Genomic DNA, 22182 nt, shown 5'->3' on the forward strand with positions numbered 1-22182 from the left:
CTTGGAAGAGGAACGATGGCATGGTCGACGTCTTGGTGGTGGGAGGGGGCAACGCGGCGCTGTGCGCGGCCCTGATGGCGCGCGAGGCCGGCGCCAGCGTGCTGCTGCTGGAAGCGGCGCCGCGCGAATGGCGCGGCGGCAATTCGCAGCACACGCGCAATCTGCGCTGCATGCACGACGCGCCGCAGGACGTGCTGGTCGAGGCCTATCCCGAGGAAGAATACTGGCAGGATCTGCTCAAGGTGACGGGCGGGCTGACCAACGAGCATCTGGCGCGGCTGGTCATCCGCGAGTCCTCCACCTGTCGCGACTGGATGCGCCGCCATGGCGTGAACTTCCAGCCGCCCTTGTCCGGCGCGCTGCACGTGGCGCGCACCAACGCCTTCTTCATGGGCGGCGGCAAGGCCCTGGTCAACGCCTACTATCGCAGCGCCGAAGCGCTGGGCGTGCAGATCCGCTACGACGCGCCGGTCGACTCGCTGGAGCTGGAGGAAGGGCGCTTCGTGGCGGCGCGCATCGGCCATGAGCGCATCGAGGCGCGCGCCTGCGTGCTGGCGGCCGGCGGCTTCGAATCCAACCGCGAATGGCTGCGCGAAGCCTGGGGCCAGAACGAGCGCGGCGAATGGCCGGCCGACAATTTCCTGATCCGCGGCACGCGCTACAACATGGGCGTGCTGCTGAAGTTCATGCTGGACGCCGGCGCGGACAGCATCGGCGATCCGTCGCAGTCGCATTGCGTGGCAATCGATGCGCGCGCGCCGCTGTACGACGGCGGCATCTGCACGCGCATCGATTGCGTGTCGCTGGGCGTGGTGGTCAACCGGGAGGCCAGGCGCTTCTACGACGAGGGCGAGGACTTCTGGCCCAAGCGCTACGCGATCTGGGGCCGCCTGACAGCCATGCAGCCGGGCCAGATCGCCTATTCCATCATTGACGCCAAGGCCGTGGGCCGCTTCATGCCGCCGGTGTTCCCGGGCGTGCAGGCCGACACCTTGCCGGAACTGGCGGTGAAGCTGGGGCTGGACCCGGCGGTCTTCGAGCAGACCGTGCGCGACTACAACGCGGCCTGCCGCGTCGGCAAGTTCGACCATACGGCGCTGGACGACTGCCATACCGAAGGCCTGGCGCCGGCCAAGACGCACTGGGCGCGGCCCATCGACACGGCGCCGTTCTATGGCTATGCCTTGCGGCCCGGCATCACCTTTACCTACCTGGGCCTGAAGGTGGACGACACCGCCGCGGTCCGGTTCAGCGACGTGCCCAGCGACAACCTGTTCGTCGCGGGCGAAATGATGGCAGGCAATGTGCTGGGCAAGGGCTATACGGCCGGGGTGGGGATGTCCATCGGCACGGCCTTCGGCCGCATCGCCGGCACCCGGGCCGCCGCCGCCGCGCGCGGCCGGCATAACGCGGAAGCACGACATGAAGCAGCTTGAAGCCCTGGCCCGCGAGGCCCAGTCCTTTTCCACGCAGCATGGCGAGGCAGCGCCCGTCATGGCAGAGCAGCCGGTGCGCTGGCATGGCAAACAGGCCGAACGCCGGGCGGATCTGCTGACGGGCGATGAAACCGAAGTCGCCCGCGTCATGCAGATCTGCAACGCCTGCCGCTATTGCGAAGGATTCTGTGCGGTGTTTCCCGCCATGACCCGTCGCCTGGAATTCGGCAAGGCCGACTTGAACTACCTGGCCAACCTGTGCCACAACTGCGGCGCCTGTCTGCATGCCTGCCAGTACGCGCCGCCGCACGAGTTCGCGGTGAACGTGCCGCAATCCATGGCGCGGGTGCGGATGCAGACGTACACCGACTACGCCTGGCCGCCCGTGTTGGGCAGGCTGTACAAGCGCAACGGCCTGGCCCTGTCGCTGGCGACGGCCGCAGGCCTGGCGCTGTTCCTGGCCCTGGCGGCGCTGATGGGGGGCGGGCTGCTGCATGAGCCCATGGGCGGCAACTTCTATGCCGTATTCCCGCACAACACGCTGGCGCTGATGTTCGGCGCGGTGTTCGGCTTTGCGATGCTGGCGCTGGGCGTGGGCGTGACGCGCTTCTGGCGCAATGTCAGTCCGGGCGCGGCCACAGGCGCTGCAGTGGCGGAAGCGGCGCATGACGCCCTGCGCCTGCGCTACCTGGATGGGGGGCATGGCAAGGGCTGCAACAACGCGGACGACGCCTTCACCTTGTGGCGCCGCCGCTTCCATCACTTCACGTTCTACGGCTTCATGCTGTGTTTCGCCGCCACCAGCGTGGCGACGCTGTATCACTATCTGCTGGACCAGCAGGCGCCGTATCCCTTCTGGAGCGCGCCTGTGCTGCTGGGTACGGCAGGCGGCGTCGGCCTGTTGATCGGACCCGCGGGACTGCTGTGGTTGAACCTTAAGCGTCATCCGCAGCAGGGCGACGCGGCGCAAAAGCCCATGGACCGCGGCTTCATTGCGCTGCTGTTCCTGACCAGCGCCACGGGCCTGGCCTTGCTGGCCGGCCGCGACGGCGGCGCGATGGCGCTGCTGCTGGCGATTCACCTGGGCGTGGTGATGGCGCTATTCCTGACGCTGCCCTACGGCAAGTTCGCCCACGGTATCTATCGTTCGGCCGCGTTGTTGAAGTGGGCCATCGAGAAACGCCAGCCCAACAAGCTGCAACTGGGCTCGGATTGAAGCACCGCGCAGCCGCGCGGCCATGACGGCGTCCGTCGACGGCGCCGCGACCGACAACAAACCAGGAGACTTCAATGTTCCGCACTTCCTTGCTGGCGCGTGCCGCGCTGGCCGCCTGTCTGCTGCCGGCCTTGCCGGCGCAAGCCCAGTCCTTCCCCTCGAAGCCGATCACGCTGGTGGTGCCGCATTCCGCGGGCGGCACCTCGGACATCCTGGCGCGCACCGTTGCGGCGGAGGCGGCGAAGACGCTGGGGCAAACCATCGTCATCGACAACAAGGGCGGCGCTAACGGCACCATCGCCGCCAAGCAGGTGGCGATGTCCGCGCCGGACGGCTACACGCTGCTCTTGGCAACTGCCAGCACGCACGGCATCAATCCGTCCTTGTACTCGCGGATTTCGTACGATGCGGTGAAGGACTTCACGCCCGTGACGCTGCTGGCCACCGTGCCCAATGTGCTGGTGGTGGGCAAGCAGGTGCAGGCTGCCAATGTGCAGGAGCTGGTTGCCTACATCCGTTCGCAGGGCGACAAGATCAACATGGGCTCGGCCGGCGCGGGCACGCCTGGCCATCTGGCCGGCGAGATGTTCAAGAGCGCCGCGAAGCTCCAGTTCACGCACATCCCCTACAAGGGCGGCAGTCCGGCCATCACCGACCTGATCGGCGGCCAGATCGACTTCATGTTCACGACCATTCCCGGCGTGCTGCCGCACGTAAAGGCCGGCACGCTGCGCGCGCTGGCGGTTACCTCGCCGCAGCGTTCGCCCGCCATGACGGATATCCCCACCATGGCGGAATCGGGCCTGCCGGGCTTTCAGGCCGTGTCGTGGCACGGCATCGTTGCGCCGGCGGGCACGCCGGACGCGGTGGTCGCCACGCTGAACCAGGCGTTGAGCGGCGCGCTGGCCGCGCCTGCGGTCAAGCAGCGCCTGATGGAAGAGGGCGCGCAGGCCTCCAGCCTGAACACGGCGGCGTTTGGCGCCTTCATCCAGAGCGAGATTGCGGCCTGGGCCAAGGCCGTCAAGGATTCGGGCGCCACGGCGAACTGATACCGGGGGCGTAGAGCGGGGCAGTGTCCTAGAATGACGCATGCTTATTGCCCTGCTCACCACGCTGGCCCTGGCAACGGGCAACGCGGCTGCCTTCGAACTTTCCTGCTTCTATGCGGACAAGACCGACGAAGGCGCATTCGGCCACGCGGAACAGTGCGCCCGCGAGGACGGCGGCGGCATCGTCTTCAACCCCGAAATCTTGCGCCGCATGCAGTTCGGCGCCGATGGCCTGGCGCCCGCGGCCGTCGCTGGCTGGCGTTGGGTGCGGCCGGATGGCCGGTCGGTGTCCGTGATTACCTACGACAACGGCCCGGACGAGTTCGAGGAAGGGCTGGCGCGCGGGCGCAGGCCGGAAGGCATGGCCTACTACGACAAGCAGCTGGAGCTGGCGCTGGCCACCTCCTATGCGTGGGCTGAGCCTTTCAGCAGCGGTCTGGCCGCAGTGTGCAGCCATTGCGTCAGCGTGCAGGATGGCGAGCATTCCGTGATGGTCGGCGGCGATTGGGGCGCCATCGACCGCAAGGGCGTCCTGGCGCTGCCCCTGCGGCCGGACGCTGCGTCCTTGCGCAGCGATCTGGAGGCCGCGAGAAAGCGCCGCTGAACGACGCTCGCGGATCAGCCGCCCGCCAGCAGCTTGCCCAGCGTCGCCATGCCTTGCTCCATTTCGGGATTCCAGGGATGGCCGCCGTTCAGCCTCAGGAAGTTGCCGAAGGCGCCTGACGCTGAAAACAGCGGACCCGGGGCGATGCTGATGCCGTGTCCCAGCGCGGCGCGGTGCACCTTGAGCGTGTCGATATGGGCCGGCAGCTCCACCCACACGAAGTAGCCGCCCAGCGGTCGCGTGGCGCGCGTGCCCTTGGGGAAGTAGCGGGCGATGGCTTGCAGCAGTTCCCCTTGCTGCTGGGCCAGCGCCTGGCGGAATTGCCGCAGGTGGCGGTCGAAGCCGCCTTTTTCCAGATAGGCGGCGATGGCGGCCTGCGTAGGCGCGGCGGTCGCCAGGCTGGTGGTGAGCTTGTTGCGCATGATGCGCCGCGTGTAGCGGCCGGCGGCCACCCAGCCCACGCGGTAGCCCGGCGCCAGGGTCTTGGAGAACGAAGAGCAGTGCATGACGATGCCATCGCGATCGTAGGCCTTGGCGGGGCGCGGACGCTGCTCGCCGAAGTACAGCTCGCCGTAGACGTCGTCTTCGATCAACGCCACGTCGTGGCTCGCAAGCAACCGCACCAGCGCTTCCTTCTTGTCGTCGGGCATCAGGCTGCCCAGCGGGTTCTGGAAGGTGGTCATGAGCCAGCAGGCTTTGGGGCGGTGGCGCAGGATGGCCTGCTCCAGCGCCCGCAGGTCTATGCCTTCGCGCGGATGCGTGGCCACTTCGATGGCGTGCAGGTGGTTGCGCTCCAGCGATTGCAGCGCGGCGTAGAAGGTGGGGGATTCCACGATGACCGCGTCGCCGGGCTCGGTGACCGCCGCCAGGCTAAGGTTCAGCGCGTCCAGCGCGCCGTTGGTGATGATGATGTCGTCCACCGGCACCGACATGCCGTCGGCCAGGTAGCGCAGCGCGATGGCGCGGCGCAGCGCCGCGTCGCCCGGACTGAGGTCGTCGATCGAGCCCCAGGGGTCCAGGCGCTGCACCGTGGCCGCCATGAACTTCGCCAGGCGTCCGTAGGGCAGCAGCGACGGGTTGGGAAAGGCCGAGCCAAAGGGCAGCATGTCGCGGCGCAGGGTGGCGTTGAGCACCTGCAGCACGTTGTCGCTGACGTCCACCGGATGGCGTCCGGCGCTGGCGCTGGACAATCCGTCCAGCTCCGGCAGCGTGGCGTGCGGCGCGCGCAGCACGTAATAGCCGGAGCGGTCGCGCGCCCGGATCAGGCCGCGGGCTTCCAGCAGGTAGTAGGCCTTGAACACCGTCGACGGGCTGACCCCGCGGCTGGCGCTGGTCTGCCGCACCGAGGGCAGGCGGTCGCCCGCCTGCAGCAGGCCCGATCGGATCGAGGCGGTGATTTCTTCTGTCAGCCGTTCATAGCGCTTCATGGGGCGGGTCCGTTTGCGTGGGTCGTATTCAGGTCGACATGCCGATGGATCTCATCACCAGGCGCAGCGCATAGGCCGCCACGCCCAGGGCCGCGACACTGCATGCCCAGATCATCGCCAGCCAGAGCAGGCGGCTGCGCCATGAGGGCAGGGAGGATTGGGAGCCGTTCATCAGTGGAACTCCTCGCCAAGGCGCACCTTGCCCCGGAACACGTAGTACGACCAGGCGGTGTACATGAGAATAATCGGAATGATCACCAACGCTCCCACCAGCGCGAAGCCCAGGCTTTGCGGCGGCGCGGATGCGGTCCAGATGGACACGTCAGGCGGGATGATGGCGGGCCAGATGCTGATGCCCAGGCCGCTGTACCCCAGGAACAGCAGCGCCAGCGACAGCACGAAGGGGCCGGCGTTGGGCATGCCCTTGACGCGGCGGATGAGATCGAAGCCGGTCACGGCGACCAGCAGCGGCACGGGCAGGAACCAGAACATGTTGGGCAGGCTGAACCAGCGCTGCGCGATCTGCGGCTGCGCCAGCGGCGTCCAGACGCTGAGCGCCGCGATCACGGCCAGCAGCAGCAGCGTGAGCGGACGGGCGATGTCGCACATGTGGCGGTGCAGGCGGCCTTCGGTCTTCATGATGAGCCAGGTGCAGCCGAGCAGCGCGTAAGCCACCACTAGCCCCGCCCCGGTGAAGAGCGAGAACGGGCTGATCCAGTCCCAGGCGCCGCCTTGATAGGCGCGGTCCACGACCGGGATGCCTTCGATGTAGGCGCCCAGCGTCACGCCCTGGAAGAACGTGGCGCACACGGAACCGAGCACAAAGGCGCGGTCCCACAGCGGGCGGTGATGCTCGTCTGCCTTGAAGCGGAATTCGAACGCCACGCCGCGGAAGATCAGGCCCAGCAGCATGAATACCAGCGGCAGGTGCAGCGCGCTCAGGATCACCGAGTAGGCCAGCGGGAACGCGGCCATCAGGCCGGCGCCGCCCAGTACCAGCCAGGTCTCGTTGCCGTCCCACACGGGCGCCACGGTGTTGACCATGACGTCGCGTTCCTCGCGATCGGAGATCAGCGGAAAGAGGATGCCGATGCCCAGATCGAAGCCATCCATGATCACGTACATCATCACGCCGAACAGGATGATGACGGCCCATACCAGTGCAAGGTCGATGCCCATGGCCTCAGACTCCCGAAGGCTTGCGTTGCGCGGGCTCGATGCCCGCCAGGGTGGAGGCGGCCGACAGCGGCCGCGAGGGCTGGCGCGGTTCTCCCGGGCCGCCCGACAGCGGCGCGTGGCCTGGGGCGGGGCTGGGGCCCATGCGGATCAGGCGCAGCATGTACGAGACGCCGGCGCCGAACACCAGCAGGTACACCACCACGAACAGCGCCAGCGTCAGCGTCAGTTCGCCCAGTCCGTGCGGCGTGGCCGCGTCGGCGGTGCGCATGACGCCGTACACCACCCAGGGCTGGCGGCCGATTTCCGTCACGTACCAGCCGGCCAGGATGGCGATCAGCCCGGAAGGTCCCATCCACAGCGCAAACCGGTGCAACCAGCGCGATTCGTACAGCCGGCCACGCCAGCGCGACCACGCGGCCCAGAGGGCGAGCGCGATCATCAGCATGCCCAGGCCCGCCATCACGCGGAACGACCAGAACACGGCCGTGGCGTTGGGACGGTCTTCGGGCGGATAGGACTTCAGACCCGGGAACTGGCCGTCCCAGCTATGCGTGAGGATCAGGCTGCCCAGGCGCGGAATGTTGACCGCGTAGCGCGTTTCCTCGCGCTCCATGTCGGGGATGCCGAACAGTGTCAGCGGCACGCCAGCGCCAGGCTCGTTTTCCCAATGGCCTTCGATGGCCGCGATCTTGGCGGGCTGGTGCTTGAGCGTGTTCAGGCCATGGAAGTCGCCCACCACGGCTTGCAATGGGGCCACCAGCAGCAGCATGCCCATGGCCATCGCGAACATCTTCTTCACGGCGGGGCTGCGGTCGCCGCGCAACATGTGCCAGGCGCCGGATGCGCCCACCATCAGCGCGGTCGCCAGGAACGCGGCGATGCCCATGTGCGCCAGGCGGTAGGGGAAGGACGGATTGAAGATCACGGCCAGCCAGTCCGTGGGCACCACGCGGCCGTCCAGGATTTCATAGCCGGCGGGCGTCTGCATCCAGCTGTTGGAGGCCAGGATCCAGGTGGCGGACACCAGCGTGCCCAGCGCCACCATCACGGTCGAGAAGAAATGCAGGCCCGGCCCGACGCGCGACCAGCCGAACAGCATCACGCCCAGGAAGCCGGCTTCCAGGAAGAAGGCGGTCAGCACTTCATAGGCCAGCAAGGGCCCGGTCACGCTGCCGGCGAAATCGGAGAAGAAGCTCCAGTTGGTGCCGAACTGATACGCCATCACGAGGCCGGACACCACGCCCATCCCGAAGTTGACGGCAAAGATCTTGGTCCAGAAATGGTAGAGGTCGCGGTAGACGGTGTTGCGCGTGCGCAGCCACAGGCCTTCCAGCACGGCGAGATAGCTGGCCAGGCCGATGGTGATGGCGGGGAAGATGATGTGAAACGAGATGGTGAAGCCGAACTGTATTCGGGCAAGCAATAGCGCGTCGCTATCCATGGCGGTATTCCTGACTTCTTCGCCAGCGCGCCTCAACCGCCACAAGACGGCGTGCGCTGACGGGTGTTTGACCTACACCGTGAAGTTAGAGCCGCAGCCTGGATCAGTACAGATTCAGAGCATGAATAAAAAAGCGGATCAGTTTGGATGGATTGCCGGAAGAAAATGCGCTTTTCATAGGGAAAGCATCTGTGCTGCAAGTCTTGCGAAGACGATGAAGTTACAAAAAAAGCAGCACAGAAAAGGCGGGTGCGTCCCCTGATACGCTGGTTTTGAGTGCGCAGCCCGCCAGGCCGGCGCCTAGGATGCGCAGGCGCGCGCCGCTTCGTCGATCAGGCCGGCCACCTCGGCGGCGCGCGACGCAAGCGATGCGTGGCTGGCGTCCAGCGTGATGGTCTTGCGGGTGTTCAGGCGCGCGGCCATGCGCGTCTGGTTTTCGGGGGCGATCATCCGGTCCTGGCTGGATATCTGGTACCAGGACGGCTTGCTGCGCCATGCGGGGACGGACACCGTTTCGCCGAAGGCGCTGGCCAGGGGCGCCTTTTGCGTGACGGCCATGACCAGGCCCTCGTCGGCGGACAGGTCCTGGCAGAAGCTCTCATGGAACTTGTCGGCGCGCAGCCAGAGGTAGCCGTCGCTGTCGGGCGCCAGGTTGGGCGCGGCCGCGGGCAGCATTTCTTGTGTGATGCCGCCCGGGCTTTCTCCCGCGTCCGGGGCGAAGGCGGCGATGTACACCAGGCCGGCCACGTTGGGCTGGTTGCCGGCTTCGGTAATGACCGCGCCGCCGTACGAATGGCCCACCAGCAGCACGGGGCCCTTCTGCTGCGCGATCATTTTGCGCGTGCGTTCGGCGTCGCCGGCCAGGGAGGCCAGCGGCATGTCGACGGCGTGCAGGTCTTGATAGCCCTTGCGCGCCAGTTCCAGGATGACGCGGCTCCAGTGGGCGGCGCCGCCCCAGAAACCGTGCACAAGAATGATGCTGGGTTTGCTGCTCATGATGTGGCTCCTTCCTCGGGATGGAGCAACGATCATGCGCCGGCCAGGACGGCGCCGCCACAACTATTTGCGGCGGCGCCAGTGCCGTTACAGCGGACGCGGGGCTGGCGCGACGGCGGCCGCACGCTGGGCGCGCTGGCTCAGCCACACGCTGGCGACCACGATCACCATGCCGGCGATCTGCGCGGCGCTCAGCTGCTGGCCCAGCATGCCCCAGCCCAGCAGCACGGCGGTAATGGGGCTGAGAAAGCCCAGCGAGGAGACCACCGCAGGCTCCAGCCGCGCTACGCCCCGGAACCAGAGCACATAGGTCAGCGCCGCGCCAATCAAACCCAGGTAGGCGATGCCGGCCACGTTAAGCGCCGTGAGCGGCGGCAGGGCGGGCTCGGCGGCGAAGGCCAGCGGCGCCAGCAGGATGCCGCCCGCCGTCAGCTGCCACGATGTGAAGGTGAGCGCTGATACCGGCGGCTGCCAGCGGCGGCTGAGCACCGTGCCCAGGGCCATCGAGGCGGCGCTGATCAGCCCGGCCGCAATGCCTACCGGGTCCAGCGCGGCCTTGGGCGTCAGCACCAGCAGCGCCACTCCGCCCAGGCCGCCCAGCGCCGCCAGCACCGACAGGCCGCGCACGGGTGTGCCCAGCAGGCTGCGTGCCAGCAGGATCACCACCAGCGGCTGGACCGCGCCCAGCGTGGCGGCCACGCCGCCCGGCAGGCGGTAGGCCGCCACGAACAGCAAAGCCCAGAAAACGGAAAAGTTCAGCGCGCCCAGGATGAAGGCGCGCAGCCACCAGATGCCTTGCGGCAGTTGGCGCACGATCAGCAGCAGCAGGAAGCCGGCCGGCAGCGCGCGCAGCATGGCGACCGTCAGCGGATAGTCCTGCGGCAGCATCAGGGTGGTGACGACGTAGGTGCTGCCCCAGATGGCGGGCGCCAGGGCAGTCAACAGCAGATCGGAACCGCGGTTCATGGTCATGCTCCGGCTAGCTCAGGCAAGTTCAAGCACGTCGTGGACGGGGCGGCGCGGCTTCTGCGGCCAATTGCCTTCCTGCGCGTAGCCCATGGCGACCAGCATGACCGGCACCTCCTCCTGGCGCAAGCCGAAGGCCTGGGCCACGCCGGCGGCGTCAAAGCCGGTCATCGGGCTGGCGGCCAGGCCTTGGGCCTGTCCTGCCAGCATCAGGGTGGAGGCGCCGAAGGTGGCGCTGCGCACGGCCTCGTCGCGCTGCGTCTGCGGCGAGTCGGCATAGAGGCGGCTGGCCGCGGCTTCCCAGGATGGCACCATGGCCGCGGGCATGAAGCCCGCGTCCACGGACGGTTGCAGGCGGTCGGCCATCCAGGCGGCCTGGGGCAGCACGCCCAGCACGATGAAGGTCACCGCCGATTCGCTCACCTTGGGCTGGTTCCACGCCAACTCGCGCAGCCGGCGCTTGCCCTCCTGGCTGCGCACGGCGATGAAGCGCCAGTTCTGCAGATTGAAGGCGGTGGGCGCGCGGGTGGCCCAGGAGACCAGGGTACGGATGATGTCGTCGTCCACGTCGCGGGCGGGATCGAAGAAGTTGGCGGAAACGCGTTGCGCGATTGCGTCGGTCAGGGCGTGGTTCATGGCTGCCATCCTTGGGATTTGCTGAGATTGCCGGCTCGCCATATGCGCGCCGTCTCCATGTCCACAGGCTAATTGAATCCTTGTTTGGCGATAATATCCAGTTCAATGGCAATATCATTCACCAATAGTGAATAATCTATGGATCATCTGACGGCGCTGAGGGTGTTCAGGCAAGTGGTGGAGCGGGGCGGCTTCGCAGCCGCGTCGCGGCAGATGGGCCTGTCGCCCGCCGCGGTCAGCAAGAACATCGCCGAACTGGAAACCCACCTGGCGGCGCGCCTGCTCAACCGCACCACCCGCCGCATGAGCCTGACCGAAGCCGGCGCGCGCTACTACGAACAGGTGGCGCGCATCCTGGACGACCTGAGCGAAGCCGAGCAATCGCTGGGGCCCTTGCAGCAGGCGCCGTCGGGCACCTTGCGGGTCAGCGCGCCCATGTCGCTGAGCCTGGTCCGGCTGTCCGCCGCCATGCCGCGCTTCCTGGAGCGCTATCCGCAGGTATCGCTGGACCTCAACCTGGAGGACCGCCGCATCGACATCGTCAAGGAAGGCTACGACCTGGCTATCCGCGGCACCGACCGGCTGGAGGATTCCAGCCTGGTGGCGCGCAAGCTGATGACGCTGGACCACGTGCTCTGCGGCGCGCCGGCCTACTTCGAGCGCCATGGCGTGCCGGCCTCGCCCCTGGCGCTGCGCAACATGGAGCGCGTGCAGTTCACCTTGTCTGGCCACGCGGACGAATGGACCTTCAAGCGCGCGGGGGAGACCGAACGCGTGCCGGTGCGGGGCCGCTACAGGGTGAGTTCCAGCCTGGCGGTGCGCGATGCGCTGCGCGCCGGTTTTGGCGTCAGCCTGGTGCCGCGCGTGTACGTGCAGCAGGACCTGGACAGCGGCGCGCTGCAGGCGGTGCTGCAGGATTGGAAACCCGACGAGACCTACGTATATGCGGTGTATCCCTCGCGCCGCCACATGGTGGCCAAGGTGCGCGCCTTCGTCGACTTCCTGCTGGAAGAACTGGGCGCGCCGCGGGAATGAGCCGCGGCGGCCCCTAGCCGCATCAATACATGTGCTGGCCGCCGTTCATGGCGACATTGCTACCGGTCATGAACGCCGCGGCATCGCTGCAGATGAAGGCGACCAGCGCGCCGATCTCTTCCGGGCGGCCGAGCCGGCCCAGCGGGATCTGCGGCAGGATCTTCTCCTTCAACACCTCTTCGGGCACGGCCTCCACCATGCGCGTCGCCAGGTAGCCCGGCGATACGGTGTTCACCGTCACGCCTTTCCTGGCCAGCTCCAGCGCCAGGGATTTGGTGAAGCCGTGGATGCCGGCCTTGGAGGCCGCATAGTTGGTCTGGCCAAACGACCCCTTGCTGCCGTTGACGGACGAGATGTTGACGATGCGGCCCCAGCCCCGGTCGGCCATGGCGCCGCATAGCGGCTGGGTCATGTTGAACATGGAGTCCAGGTTGCCGCGCAGCACGTCCGTCCAGTTTTCGTGACTCATCTTGCGCAGGCTGGCATCGCGGGTAAGGCCGGCGTTGTTGATCAGGATGTCGATCTGGCGGCCGTCTTCCTCCAGGCGCCGCGCCAGCGCCTGGCACGAGTCGTAATCGGCCACGTCCACCCTGTACATGGCGTAGCGGCGGCCCTGGGCCGCCTCCGCGTCCACCCACGCCCGCGCGGCGTCTTCGCTGGAGTGGTAGGTGATGATGACCTGGTGGCCGGCATCGTGCAGGGCGCGCGCGATGGCTTGTCCGAGGCAGCCGGCCCCGCCTGTGACGAGCGCAGTGCGTTCAGCCGTCATGATGGGATCCCGGTTGGCTTGCGTCGCGCATGGCCGAGCACGCCGACGCCATCTGGTTCGACAGCGTCTTCCAGATCTGCGCCATGGGGGTGTCTTCGATGCCCATGGCGCCGCCGGTGGCCTGCTTCAGCCAGCCTCGCATTGCTTCGCTCATGCCGGCGGCCAGGGTGGCCTGTTCTTCGAGCAGCGCGTGGGTGATGGCCTGGCTGGCTTCAAGCTGGCTTTGCCATTGCTTGCGCGTCATTTCGCCCAGCGCGGGCGCGATCTCTTGCCAGTTGCCGGATTGTTGCAAGGGCGCCAGTGCGGCCAGGTATTGTTCCGCGTTGCCGCCGGCCAGCCGGCGGCCCAGTTCAACCCAGCGCTGCTGGCTTTCCTGCGCAAGCTGCGCCATGCGCTGGCAATAGGCGGCATTGGCGCTGGCAAGGCCCTGAGGCGTGGAGGCAGTGGTTTTCTTCATCATCCGTCCTTTTAAGAGAGTGGTAAGGGGTAACGAACACACAGGCCTCAAGCCATCTGGCTGAGGGTCTTGCGAAAGCGCGCCAGCGAGAACGCGAACAGGACCGAGCCTATGAGCGCCAGCGCCAGGAAGGGTTGCCACACGACGCTCAAGCCCGCGCCGCGGTAGAGAATGGCCTGGCCGAGTTCCACGAAGTGAGTGGTGGGAGCGGCCAGCATGATGTCCTGTACGAACTGCGGCATGCTTTCGCGCGGCGTGGTGCCGCCCGACAGCATTTGCAGGGGCAGCAGCACTAGTACAAGCAACATGCCGAACTGCGGCATGCTGCGCGCAAGCGTGGCCATGAATATGCCCATAGAGGTCGTCGCGAACAGGTGCAGCGCCGCCCCGACCAGGAACAGCGCCACCGATCCTTCGATCGGCACTTGCAGCAAGCCGCGTACCACGAAAGTCAACGATAGCCCAGCAGATGCCAACACCACCAGCCCCATCGACCAGACCTTCGCGACCATGATCTCGGTCGGCGTCACCGGCATGACCAGCAGGTGCTCGATGGTGCCGTGCTCGCGTTCGCGGATCAGCGCGGCGCCGGTCAGGATGATGGACAGCATGGTGACGTTGTTGATGATCTCCATCAGCGCGCCGAACCAGGCCTGGGTCAGATTGGGATTGAAGCGCATGCGCACCGCCAGCTCCACCGGCAGTTCGGTGGGCGCGCGGTAGCGTTTGACGAACTCGTTGATCTCGTCGCTGATGATCTGCTGGATGTAGCTGCTGCCCGTGAACGCCTGGCTCATGCGGGTCGCGTCCACGTTGAGCTGGATTTCAGCGGGCCGGCCAGCCAGCACGTCGCGCTGGAAATTGGGCGGGATGTTGACCGAGAAGGTGTAGCGCCCCGCGTCCATGCCGGCATCGGCCTCGGCCGAAGTCGTTACTTCCGGCGGTGTGAAGTGCGGGGGATAGAAGGCCGACGTGATGCGCGCGGACAGGGGCGAGACGTCCTCGTCGACCACGGCGATGGGAGCGTTGTGCAAGGTTTCCGGCACGGCCGTGGCGGCGGTGTAGATCATCAGCGTGAACGACACGAGGATCAGGATCAGCATCATCGGGTCGCGCGCCAGGCTCCACAGCTCCTTCACGCCCAGGCGGTAGATATTGGCCAGGTGCCGCATCTCAGGTCTCCTGTTTCTTCAGCAGCAGCGCCGAGGCGCCCAGGATGACGGGAATGGCGATCAGCAGCGGCCAGAACGAGCCTTGCAGGTTGGAGAAGTCCAGGGCCTTGCTGAAGACGCCGCGGCTGATGGTCAGCATGTGCGTGGCGGGGTAGACCTGTCCGATCAGGCGGCCGGCGCCTTCCAGCGACGACACCGGGTTGAGCAGGCCGGCGAACTGCACCGCGGGCACCAGGGTGCCTATCATGGTGAAGAACAGCGCCGCGATCTGGCTGCGGGTGAACGTGGAGGCCAACAGGCCGATGGCGGTGGCCACCACGTTGTAGATCAGCGCGGCGGCAAGCAGGGTCAGGAAGCTGCCGGTGATGGGCACGCCGAACAGCGTCACGGCCAGCAGCGTCATCAGCAGGAAATTCAGCATGGCCAGCGCCACGTAGGGCGCCTGCTTGCCCAGCAGGAATTCCAGCCGTGTCACGGGCGTGACGTACAGATTGATGATGGAACCCAGCTCCTTTTCGCGCACCACCGCCAGCGCCGTCAGCATCGCCGGCATCATCAGGAGCAGCAGCGGGATCACGGCGGGCACCATGGCGGGGAGGCTGCGCACATCCGGGTTGTAGCGGAAGCGCGTCTCTATGCTGACCGGCAGGGTCGCGTCCGAGCCCAGGCGTTCGCGCGCCTGCTGCATCAGCCAGCCCTGGTGCATGCCCAGCACATAGCCGCGGATGGTCTCGGCGCGCTGCGGCATGGCGCCGTCGATCCAGACGCCGATCTCCGCGCCGTTGCCGCGCTCCGCGTCGCGCGCAAAGCCTTGCGGTATCTCGATGGCCAGCGACAGCTCGCCGCTGCGCATGCGCGCGTCCATCTCCTCGTAGCTGGAAATGGGCGGATGTTCGATGAAGTAGCGCGAGCCCGCCAGGTTCAGACTGTAGTTGTGGCTCAGGCCGGTCTGGTCGCGGTCCATGACCGCATAGCGCAGGTCCTCCACGTCCATGCTGATGCCAAAGCCCATCACGAACATCAGCAAGAGCGAACCGGCCAGGGCCAGCGTGGCGCGCACCGGGTCGCGGCGCAGTTCCAGCGATTCGCGCCACATGTAGCTCAGCATGCGCTGCAGGCTGAAGCCGCGGTGTTCCGGCGTTTCGGCGGAGGCGGACGCCAAGGGGGGAGCGGCTTGCGCGTCGGCGTCTTCTGGTTTGGTGCCGGCGCCCGCGTCGATCAGGTAGGCGATGAAGGCTTCCTCCAGCGTCTGCGCGCCGCGCATGCGCGTGATCTCGTCGGGCGACGCGCTGACCAGCACCTTGCCCGCATGCATCAGCGACATGCGGTCGCAGCGCTGGGCCTCATTCATGAAGTGCGTGGAAATGAAGATGGTGACCTGGTCCTGGCGCGCCAGCGCGATCAGCAGGCGCCAGAAGTTGTCTCGCGCGACGGGGTCCACGCCCGAGGTCGGTTCATCCAGGATCAGCAACTCGGGCTTGTGCACCATGGCCACCGCCAGCGACAGGCGCTGGCGCACGCCCATGGGCAGATTCTCGGGCAAGGTGTCCAGCACTTCGCCCAGGTCGAAGCGCTGCACCATCTCGTCCACGCGCGCCGGAATCTCGGCCTCCGGAACGTGGAACAGGCGCGCGTGCAGCACCAGGTTCTGCATTACGGTCAGCTCGCCATACAGCGAGAACGCCTGCGACATGTAGCCCACGCGGCGGCGGGTATCGATGTTGCGCGGATCGACCTCGGCGCCAAATAGCCAGGCCTGTCCTTCGCTTGCCGGCAGCAGGCCGGTCAGCATTTTCATGGTGGTGGACTTGCCGCAGCCGTTGGAACCCAGGAAACCGAAGATCTCGCCCTTGCGGATGCGGAAGTTCACGTGGTCCACGGCGACGAAATCGCCGAAGCGCATGGTCAGGTCGCGCGCCTCGATGGCGATCTCGGCGTCTTGGTCGATGGCCAGCGGCACGATCTCCACCGGCTTGTGGCCGCGCTTCTTTTCTTCCGGCAGCAAGGAGATGAAGGCGGCTTCCAGCGAGTCCGCGCCGGTGCGCTGCTGCAGTTCGGCGGGCGTGCCGGTGGCCAGCACACGGCCTTCGTCCATGGCGATCAGCCAGTCGAAGCGCTGCGCCTCGTCCATGTAGGCCGTGGCCACGATCACGCTCATGCCGCTGCGCTCGCGGCGGATCTCGTTGATCAGGTCCCAGAACTGCGCGCGCGCCAACGGATCCACGCCGGTGGTGGGCTCGTCCAGGATCAGCAGGTCGGGGTCGTGGATCAGGGCGCAGCACAAACCCAGCTTCTGCTTCATGCCGCCGGACAGCTTGCCGGCCGGGCGCGACAGGAAGGCCGACATGCCGGTGCTGCGCGTCAGGCTGTCGATGCGGCGGCGGCGCTCGGCTTCGTCATGGCCGAACAGGCGGCCGAAGAACTGCAGGTTCTCTTCGACCGACAGGGTGGGATAGAGATTCTTGCCCAGGCCCTGCGGCATATAGGCGATGCGCGGGCACACGTCGTCGCGGTGCCGGCGGCTGGCCATGTCGCCATCCAGCACGTCCACCTTGCCTTCCTGCACCGCGCGCGAACCCGCGATCAGGGCCAGCAGGCTGGACTTGCCGACGCCGTCCGGGCCGATCAGCCCGACCATGCGGCCTGCGGGAATGTCCAGGGTGATGCCGTCCAGCGCCACCGTCTTGCCGTAGCGCAGGCTGACGCCGGACAGCGTCACCACGGGCGCGGTGTCCGGGGAGGTCATCAGGGCACCTTGACTTCAAGATTGGCGGGCCATTGCGCGTCGGCATCGAGCTTCAGCCAGGCCACGCCCGGCAGGCCCGTCTTGACCTGCTTCAGGTGCCGCTGCAGCAACTCGGGGCTGATCTGGGCCTTGACGCGGAACATCAGCTTCTGCCGTTCGCTGGCGGTCTCCACCGTCTTGGGCGTGAACTGCGCGGTGCTGGCCACGAAGGAGACCTTGGCGGGAATGACGTATTGCGGCGCGGCGTCGAGGATGATGCGTACGTCCTGACCCAGCGCCACGCGGCCGGCCGCCTGCTCGGGCAGGAAGAACGTCATGTAGACATCGGCCAGGTCCACCATGTTCAGCACCTTGCCGCCCGCGCCCAGCACTTCGCCAGGCTGTGCCACGCGGTACTGCACACGGCCGTCGCGCGGGGCGCGCAGCTCGCTGTCGGCGATGTCGGCCTCGATGCGGGCGATGGTGGCCTGTGCGGCGGTGACTGCGGATTGCGCGCCGACCTCGGCGGCGCGCGCGGCGTCGATGGCGGCCTGCGCGGCCTTCACCTGCGCACGCGCGGCATGCACCGAGGCCTGTGCGCTGCGCACGCGGGCGCGGTCGTCGTCCAGTTCCTGGATGGACGAGGCGCCTTCCTTGGACAGCGTCTCAGAGCGGGCCAGGCGGCGGCGCGCGGCGTCCAGTTCGCTTTCGCGTTGCACCACCACGGCCTCTGCAGCCAGCTTGTCGCTCTCGCGTTGCGCGACCTGCGCGCTGGCGCTGGCCGCGCCGTTGACGGCCTGCTGATGCTGGGCGCGCGCTTCCTCGCGCTGCGCCTGCAAAGTGTCGATCTGCATGCGCGCCAGCGGCTGGCCGGCGGCGACGAAGTCGCCTTCGACCGCCAGCACTTCCTGCACCCGGCCGGCAAGCTTGGCAGCCACGTCGATTTCGGTGGCTTCGATGCGGCCGTTGCCGCTGATGAATCCCTCGCCCGGGCCGCTGTCGGACAGCAACCGCCAGCCGTAGTAGCCGCCGGCGGCAACCGCCAGGGCGATCAGGACAGGGACCAGTTTTCGGGTGGGCAGGCGCATCGGGGATCCTTGATTATTGGTTTATCGGGGGCTGGCGGTTGGCGCGGAGGCGGTCTGCGCCGCGGGCGGCGCTTGCGTGCCGCCGCCCAGCGCCGCATACAGCCGCACGCGGCTGGACAGCAGGGCGCGGCGCGTCTGCGCGAGCTTCTGCTGGGCCGCCAGCAGATCGCGCTGCGCGTCCAGCACCTCCAGATAAGGCGAGGCGCCATGGTCGTAGCGCAGTTGGGCGAGGCGGGCGCGTTCGCTCTGCGCCGCCACGGTGGCGCGCAGCACGTCCACCTGTTCCGCCAGCCAGTAGCGCGCGGACAGCGCGTCGGACACGTCCTTGAAGGCGGTCTGTATGGTCTGTTCGTAGGCGGCCACGGCCTGGTCGCGGCGCGCTTCGGTCAGGTCCAGGTTGGCCGAGCGCCGGCCGCCGTCGAAGATCGGCAGGCTGATGCTGGGCGCGAAGTTCCAGGCGCGGCTGCCGCCCGAGAACAGGCCGTCCAACTCGCTGCTGGCGGTGCCGAACGCGCCGGTCAGGGTGATGGTCGGCAGGAAGGCGGCGCGGGCCGCGCCGATGTTGGCGTTGGCGGCCTGGAGCTGATGTTCGGCGGCGACGATGTCGGGACGGTTGACCAGCAGGTCCGAGGGCAGGCCCGCCGGCAACTCGCGCATGACGGCGTTGTCGTCCAGGCGCGTGGGCAGCTTGGGCAGGTTCAGCGGCGCGCCCGCCAGCAGCTCCAGCGCGCTGGCCTGGGCGGCGCGGGTCTGTTCCAGGTCCGCGCCCAGCGCCTTGGCCTGCTGCCACAGCGTTTCGACCTGGGTCAGGTCCAGTTTGGAGATTGCGCCTTCCTCGAAGCGGCGGCGGAAGATGCGCAGCGACTCTTCGCGCGAGGCGATGGTCTCGCGGGTCAGCGCCAGGCGCTCGTCCAGTTCGCGCAAGGACAGGTAGCTGTCCGCCACTTCGGCGACCAGGCTCAGCGTCGCGGCCCGCGCGGCCGCATCCGAGGCCAGGTAATTCTGCAAGGCGGCGTCCTTCAGGCTGCGCACGCGGCCCCAGAAGTCCAGCTCCCAGCTGGCCATGCCCAGGCCCACCTGGTATTGGCTGGAGACCAGCGGCTGTCCCGTGAGGTTCAGGTCGCCCGGTACACGGGCGCGGGAGCCGTCCGCTTGCACGCCTATGGTGGGGAACTGGTCGGCGCGCTGGATGCCATACAACGCGCGCGCTTCTTCTACGCGCAGCAGGGCGCGGCGCAGGTCGCGGTTGTTGTCCAGAGCGGTGGATATCAGCGTCTGCAGCGCTGGATCGGGGAAGTAGGTCCGCCAGCCGATTTCGGCGGCGGCTGCGGCGTTGGCCGCGGTCGCTTCGGGCCCTGGGGCTGTATAGGCGGCAGGCACGGGCAGCGCGGGGCGCTCGTAGTCGGGCGCCATGGACACGCAACCGCTGGCCAGCAGCGTCAGCAGGGCTGCGGGAACGAGGCGCGTCGCGATCGTGGCCGGAAACGGGCGGAGTGTCATGCGGGGTCTCTCCAGCGCGGGGGCCGGGCGCGTCCCAGGGCAGGCTTGTGACGCCGCCTTCGGGGCGGACCCGATACCGGGTTCATGCTTGCAGATATTGTGCAGTGCGGCGGCTACGCATTCCTTGATCAGAATCAAAGTAGCGACTGACTGGTCGGTTTTTAATGAATTGCACATATACAGGGAGCAGAGGGATGGTCATGCAGCGCCGTCGTCTTCCTCCGGTGGTGCGGATCGGGCAGATTCTCGATGCCGCGCTCCAGGAGTTCTCGCAGGCGGGCTATGCCGGCGCCAGGATGGATGACATCGCGCTGCGGGCTGGCCTGTCCAAGGGTGGGCTCTATGCGCATTTCGACAGCAAGGAAGCGGTGTTCGAAGCCCTGCTGACGCGCCACCTCAGCCCCTCGCGGCTCGACATCGAGGCGGTGGTGGATGGCGCCCAGTCGCCGCGCCATCTGGCCGAACGCATCGTCAATCATCTCTACGTCAGCCTCGGAAACGCGGCCATGATCAGCACCATGCGGCTGCTGCTGGCCGAAAGCGGGCGCGTGCCCCACCTGGCCGCGCGCTGGCGGCAGGAGACCGCGCAGGCGCATCAAACCGACATCGCGCGGCTGCTGGAGCGCGCGCGCGACCGCGGCCTGTGCGCCGATTGCGTCGCGCTCAAGCATCCCTGGCTGCTGCTGTCGCCCATCGTTCATACCCTGGTCATGTCTGCGCTGATGGGACCTGACGAGCGCATCGACCTGCCCGAGCGGCGGCAGGCGCATGTGGCGCTGATCTGCGAGCTTCTGCGCCAGAGCCCTGCGTGACGGAGGGCCCCGGAGTTCCTTGACGCTGCGCCCGGCTTGGTGTCCTATCCAGAGTTGGTCGCGCGGCGGCCATGCACGACCTACGCGGCGAGGTGACATGGCGACATCGGGAGTGACTGGCGACACACCGTCCTGGCGTTATCTGCCAGTGGCCCTGGCTTTGGTGCTTCCCATCCTGGCCTGTGTTGGCTGGACATGGCTGCAAGCGCACAACGCACAGCGGCTCGAAGGCGAGACCGCCGCGCGCATCGTGCGCGCCCAGGCCGAGAGCATCCTCATCCAATCCCAGGACATGCTGGGGCGGGTGGCGGAACAGGCGGGCAAGCCTTGTGACGAGGTGCTGCCCATGCTGCAGCGCTGGGGCACCTTGAATCCGTATTTTCGTTCCCTGGTCCTGGTACGTAACCAGCGCGTCTACTGCTCATCGGCGGTAGGCGCCGTGGACGCCTCGCTCGACGATTTCAGCAAGTGGAAAATCAACATCGTGTCGGACCACTGGCAGATCTCGGTGGCCGGCACGCCCTTGGCGCCGGAGCGGCCGGCCATCCTCATAGGCAAGTCCGGCGCCGACGGCCATGGCGGCATCGTGGTGGTGGATGGCCGCTACGTGCAGGACCTGGTGAATGCCGTGGCCACCATGGACGACCTGCAGCTGGAATTGGTCGTCGGCAGGAACGGCGCGCCGATACGCAGCGATTCCTGGGGCGGCGCGGCGGCGCGCGCGGTGCCGCTGCGCGACGAGGACGATGCCACCGCGACGGGCCTGAGAGTCAACGTCCTGGCGCCGCCAGAGACCCTGGTGCGCGCGTGGTCCCGGTCCATGGCGACGTATCTGCCGGTGGCGCTGCTGCTCGGGCTGGGCCTGGCCGTGGCCACGCACCGGCTGCAGGTCAGCAGGCGTTCGTTCAAGGAACGCCTGCGCCGCGCCATGCGGGCTGGCGAGTTCCTGGTGCACTACCAGCCCGTGTACGGGCAGGCCACGGGCCGCTGCGAGGGCGTGGAGGCGCTGATGCGCTGGGAGAGGCCGGGCATCGGGCCGGTGCGCCCGGACGTCTTCATCGCCGAGGCCGAGGCCGAAGGCATGATCATTCCGCTGACCCAGCATCTGCTCACGCTGATCGAACGTGACATGCGGACCTGGCCCACGCCGCCGGATTTCCACATCGGCGTGAACATCGCGGCCGAACACTTATCCAGCGTGGAACTGCTGCCCGACGTCCAGGCCTTCGCGGCCAAGATCGCGGCGCGGCATCCGCTGGTGGTGCTGGAGATCACCGAGCGCAGCCTGATCATGGACAACGGGCAGGCACGGCGCAACATCGATGCCTTGCGCGCCCAGGGCCTGCGCGTGGCGATCGACGACTTCGGCACCGGCCACTGTTCGTTGTCGTACCTGCAGAAATTTCCGGTGGACTACCTGAAAGTCGACCAGGGCTTCGTGCAGGCCATCGGGCCCGCGGGCGAGGAAGCGCCAGTGCTGGACGCCATCATCACGCTGGCGCACCGTCTGGGGCTGTCGGTCGTGGCGGAAGGCGTGGAAACGCCATATCAGTTCGACTATCTGAAGGCGCGCGGCGTGGCGTTCATCCAGGGCTATCTGTTTGCGCGGCCGATGCCGTCGGCCGAGTTCGTGCGCTGGTACGCCGGGCATGAACCGCCCGGCGACGCGTAGTC

General features: G+C 67.6%; 20 protein-coding genes. 7 read left to right on the forward strand and 13 right to left on the reverse strand.

Annotation, left to right across the window (positions count from 1 at the left end; genetic code table 11):
• The first annotated feature begins 20 nt into the window (after nucleotides 1-20).
• The 4 genes from tcuA to HV766_RS03575 all read left to right on the forward strand — a co-directional run bounded on the left by tcuA (nucleotide 21) and on the right by HV766_RS03575 (nucleotide 4305).
• The gene (gene tcuA / locus HV766_RS03560; protein WP_125470132.1) at nucleotides 21-1436 is read left to right on the forward strand and encodes an FAD-dependent tricarballylate dehydrogenase TcuA; all 1416 of its coding nucleotides are present in this window, start codon (nucleotides 21-23) and stop codon (nucleotides 1434-1436) included.
• Nucleotides 1423-2652 (forward strand): tricarballylate utilization 4Fe-4S protein TcuB, encoded by a 1230-nt coding sequence (gene tcuB / locus HV766_RS03565; RefSeq protein ID WP_225590387.1) that lies wholly within the window; start codon nucleotides 1423-1425, stop codon nucleotides 2650-2652. The genes tcuA and tcuB overlap by 14 nt, the downstream gene beginning before the upstream one ends.
• 74 nt (nucleotides 2653-2726) lie before the next feature.
• Nucleotides 2727-3701 carry a Bug family tripartite tricarboxylate transporter substrate binding protein gene (locus HV766_RS03570; protein ID WP_119450343.1) on the forward strand — a complete coding sequence of 325 codons (975 nt, stop codon included), beginning with the start codon at nucleotides 2727-2729 and terminating at the stop codon, nucleotides 3699-3701.
• Between the two features lie 40 nt (nucleotides 3702-3741).
• Complete coding sequence (locus HV766_RS03575; protein ID WP_119450342.1) at nucleotides 3742-4305, forward strand: WG repeat-containing protein; 564 nt, start codon at nucleotides 3742-3744, stop codon at nucleotides 4303-4305.
• A 14-nt stretch (nucleotides 4306-4319) separates the two neighbouring features.
• Here the strand turns inward: HV766_RS03575 and HV766_RS03580 are convergent, their stop codons facing one another.
• The 7 genes from HV766_RS03580 to HV766_RS03610 all read right to left on the reverse strand — a co-directional run bounded on the left by HV766_RS03580 (nucleotide 4320) and on the right by HV766_RS03610 (nucleotide 10950).
• A complete protein-coding gene (locus HV766_RS03580) occupies nucleotides 4320-5732 on the reverse strand; it encodes an aminotransferase-like domain-containing protein (protein WP_054452025.1) in 1413 nt (470 codons plus the stop codon).
• 28 nt (nucleotides 5733-5760) lie between these two features.
• Nucleotides 5761-5904 (reverse strand): DUF2474 domain-containing protein, encoded by a 144-nt coding sequence (locus tag HV766_RS03585; RefSeq protein WP_082400805.1) that lies wholly within the window; start codon nucleotides 5902-5904, stop codon nucleotides 5761-5763.
• Nucleotides 5904-6911 carry a cytochrome d ubiquinol oxidase subunit II gene (cydB, locus tag HV766_RS03590; protein ID WP_175180576.1) on the reverse strand — a complete coding sequence of 336 codons (1008 nt, stop codon included), beginning with the start codon at nucleotides 6909-6911 and terminating at the stop codon, nucleotides 5904-5906. Before cydB ends, HV766_RS03585 begins: the two co-directional genes overlap by 1 nt.
• A gap of 4 nt (nucleotides 6912-6915) precedes the next feature.
• Nucleotides 6916-8352, reverse strand: a complete 1437-nt coding sequence (locus HV766_RS03595) for a cytochrome ubiquinol oxidase subunit I (protein WP_175180577.1) — start codon at nucleotides 8350-8352, stop codon at nucleotides 6916-6918.
• Between the two features lie 300 nt (nucleotides 8353-8652).
• Complete coding sequence (locus HV766_RS03600; protein ID WP_119450340.1) at nucleotides 8653-9348, reverse strand: alpha/beta hydrolase; 696 nt, start codon at nucleotides 9346-9348, stop codon at nucleotides 8653-8655.
• Between the two features lie 87 nt (nucleotides 9349-9435).
• Complete coding sequence (locus HV766_RS03605) at nucleotides 9436-10314, reverse strand: EamA family transporter (RefSeq protein ID WP_175180578.1); 879 nt, start codon at nucleotides 10312-10314, stop codon at nucleotides 9436-9438.
• A gap of 18 nt (nucleotides 10315-10332) precedes the next feature.
• Nucleotides 10333-10950, reverse strand: a complete 618-nt coding sequence (locus HV766_RS03610) for a nitroreductase family protein (RefSeq protein WP_175180579.1) — start codon at nucleotides 10948-10950, stop codon at nucleotides 10333-10335.
• 138 nt (nucleotides 10951-11088) lie between these two features.
• Between HV766_RS03610 and HV766_RS03615 the strand changes: the two genes are divergently transcribed.
• Nucleotides 11089-11985, forward strand: a complete 897-nt coding sequence (locus tag HV766_RS03615; protein WP_175180580.1) for a LysR family transcriptional regulator — start codon at nucleotides 11089-11091, stop codon at nucleotides 11983-11985.
• Nucleotides 11986-12007: 22 nt separating this feature from the next.
• Here the strand turns inward: HV766_RS03615 and phbB are convergent, their stop codons facing one another.
• The 6 genes from phbB to HV766_RS03645 are packed head-to-tail and all read right to left on the reverse strand — an operon-like array spanning nucleotide 12008 to nucleotide 19696.
• Complete coding sequence (phbB, locus tag HV766_RS03620; RefSeq protein WP_119450337.1) at nucleotides 12008-12754, reverse strand: acetoacetyl-CoA reductase; 747 nt, start codon at nucleotides 12752-12754, stop codon at nucleotides 12008-12010.
• Nucleotides 12744-13211 (reverse strand): hypothetical protein, encoded by a 468-nt coding sequence (locus HV766_RS03625; RefSeq protein ID WP_082400836.1) that lies wholly within the window; start codon nucleotides 13209-13211, stop codon nucleotides 12744-12746. The genes phbB and HV766_RS03625 overlap by 11 nt, the downstream gene beginning before the upstream one ends.
• Before the next feature lie 47 nt (nucleotides 13212-13258).
• Nucleotides 13259-14383: an ABC transporter permease gene (locus tag HV766_RS03630; RefSeq protein ID WP_059371289.1), complete on the reverse strand. Its 1125-nt coding sequence runs from the start codon at nucleotides 14381-14383 to the stop codon at nucleotides 13259-13261.
• A 1-nt stretch (nucleotide 14384) separates the two neighbouring features.
• Nucleotides 14385-17129, reverse strand: a complete 2745-nt coding sequence (rbbA, locus tag HV766_RS03635; protein ID WP_175180581.1) for a ribosome-associated ATPase/putative transporter RbbA — start codon at nucleotides 17127-17129, stop codon at nucleotides 14385-14387.
• Nucleotides 17129-18196 carry an HlyD family secretion protein gene (locus HV766_RS03640; protein WP_054452014.1) on the reverse strand — a complete coding sequence of 356 codons (1068 nt, stop codon included), beginning with the start codon at nucleotides 18194-18196 and terminating at the stop codon, nucleotides 17129-17131. Before HV766_RS03640 ends, rbbA begins: the two co-directional genes overlap by 1 nt.
• Before the next feature lie 21 nt (nucleotides 18197-18217).
• Nucleotides 18218-19696 carry an efflux transporter outer membrane subunit gene (locus tag HV766_RS03645; RefSeq protein ID WP_175180582.1) on the reverse strand — a complete coding sequence of 493 codons (1479 nt, stop codon included), beginning with the start codon at nucleotides 19694-19696 and terminating at the stop codon, nucleotides 18218-18220.
• Between the two features lie 194 nt (nucleotides 19697-19890).
• Here HV766_RS03645 and HV766_RS03650 point away from each other — a divergent pair, with 194 nt between their 5' ends.
• The gene (locus HV766_RS03650) at nucleotides 19891-20508 is read left to right on the forward strand and encodes a TetR/AcrR family transcriptional regulator (RefSeq protein WP_054452012.1); all 618 of its coding nucleotides are present in this window, start codon (nucleotides 19891-19893) and stop codon (nucleotides 20506-20508) included.
• Between the two features lie 97 nt (nucleotides 20509-20605).
• On the forward strand, nucleotides 20606-22180 hold the full coding sequence (locus tag HV766_RS03655; protein ID WP_125470123.1) for an EAL domain-containing protein: 1575 nt from the start codon (nucleotides 20606-20608) through the stop codon (nucleotides 22178-22180).
• The last annotated feature ends 2 nt before the right edge of the window (nucleotides 22181-22182 follow it).

This window comes from Achromobacter aegrifaciens, from assembly GCF_902859735.1.
Classification (GTDB): Bacteria; Pseudomonadota; Gammaproteobacteria; order Burkholderiales; family Burkholderiaceae_B; genus Achromobacter; species Achromobacter aegrifaciens.

Excerpts from the sequence above, each read along its gene's own strand:
- HV766_RS03645 (WP_175180582.1), bottom strand. The coding sequence starts at position 19,696 with ATGACACTCCGCCCGTTTCCGGCCACGATCGCGACGCGCCTCGTTCCC.
- rbbA (WP_175180581.1), bottom strand. The coding sequence starts at position 17,129 with ATGACCTCCCCGGACACCGCGCCCGTGGTGACGCTGTCCGGCGTCAGC.
- tcuB (WP_225590387.1), top strand. The coding sequence starts at position 1,423 with ATGAAGCAGCTTGAAGCCCTGGCCCGCGAGGCCCAGTCCTTTTCCACG.
- HV766_RS03640 (WP_054452014.1), bottom strand. The coding sequence starts at position 18,196 with ATGCGCCTGCCCACCCGAAAACTGGTCCCTGTCCTGATCGCCCTGGCG.
- cydB (WP_175180576.1), bottom strand. The coding sequence starts at position 6,911 with ATGGGCATCGACCTTGCACTGGTATGGGCCGTCATCATCCTGTTCGGC.
- HV766_RS03585 (WP_082400805.1), bottom strand. The coding sequence starts at position 5,904 with ATGAACGGCTCCCAATCCTCCCTGCCCTCATGGCGCAGCCGCCTGCTC.
- HV766_RS03580 (WP_054452025.1), bottom strand. The coding sequence starts at position 5,732 with ATGAAGCGCTATGAACGGCTGACAGAAGAAATCACCGCCTCGATCCGA.
- HV766_RS03610 (WP_175180579.1), bottom strand. The coding sequence starts at position 10,950 with ATGAACCACGCCCTGACCGACGCAATCGCGCAACGCGTTTCCGCCAAC.
- HV766_RS03600 (WP_119450340.1), bottom strand. The coding sequence starts at position 9,348 with ATGAGCAGCAAACCCAGCATCATTCTTGTGCACGGTTTCTGGGGCGGC.
- HV766_RS03575 (WP_119450342.1), top strand. The coding sequence starts at position 3,742 with ATGCTTATTGCCCTGCTCACCACGCTGGCCCTGGCAACGGGCAACGCG.
- HV766_RS03625 (WP_082400836.1), bottom strand. The coding sequence starts at position 13,211 with ATGAAGAAAACCACTGCCTCCACGCCTCAGGGCCTTGCCAGCGCCAAT.
- HV766_RS03605 (WP_175180578.1), bottom strand. The coding sequence starts at position 10,314 with ATGAACCGCGGTTCCGATCTGCTGTTGACTGCCCTGGCGCCCGCCATC.
- HV766_RS03630 (WP_059371289.1), bottom strand. The coding sequence starts at position 14,383 with ATGCGGCACCTGGCCAATATCTACCGCCTGGGCGTGAAGGAGCTGTGG.
- HV766_RS03570 (WP_119450343.1), top strand. The coding sequence starts at position 2,727 with ATGTTCCGCACTTCCTTGCTGGCGCGTGCCGCGCTGGCCGCCTGTCTG.
- HV766_RS03595 (WP_175180577.1), bottom strand. The coding sequence starts at position 8,352 with ATGGATAGCGACGCGCTATTGCTTGCCCGAATACAGTTCGGCTTCACC.
- HV766_RS03650 (WP_054452012.1), top strand. The coding sequence starts at position 19,891 with ATGGTCATGCAGCGCCGTCGTCTTCCTCCGGTGGTGCGGATCGGGCAG.
- HV766_RS03655 (WP_125470123.1), top strand. The coding sequence starts at position 20,606 with ATGGCGACATCGGGAGTGACTGGCGACACACCGTCCTGGCGTTATCTG.
- tcuA (WP_125470132.1), top strand. The coding sequence starts at position 21 with ATGGTCGACGTCTTGGTGGTGGGAGGGGGCAACGCGGCGCTGTGCGCG.
- HV766_RS03615 (WP_175180580.1), top strand. The coding sequence starts at position 11,089 with ATGGATCATCTGACGGCGCTGAGGGTGTTCAGGCAAGTGGTGGAGCGG.
- phbB (WP_119450337.1), bottom strand. The coding sequence starts at position 12,754 with ATGACGGCTGAACGCACTGCGCTCGTCACAGGCGGGGCCGGCTGCCTC.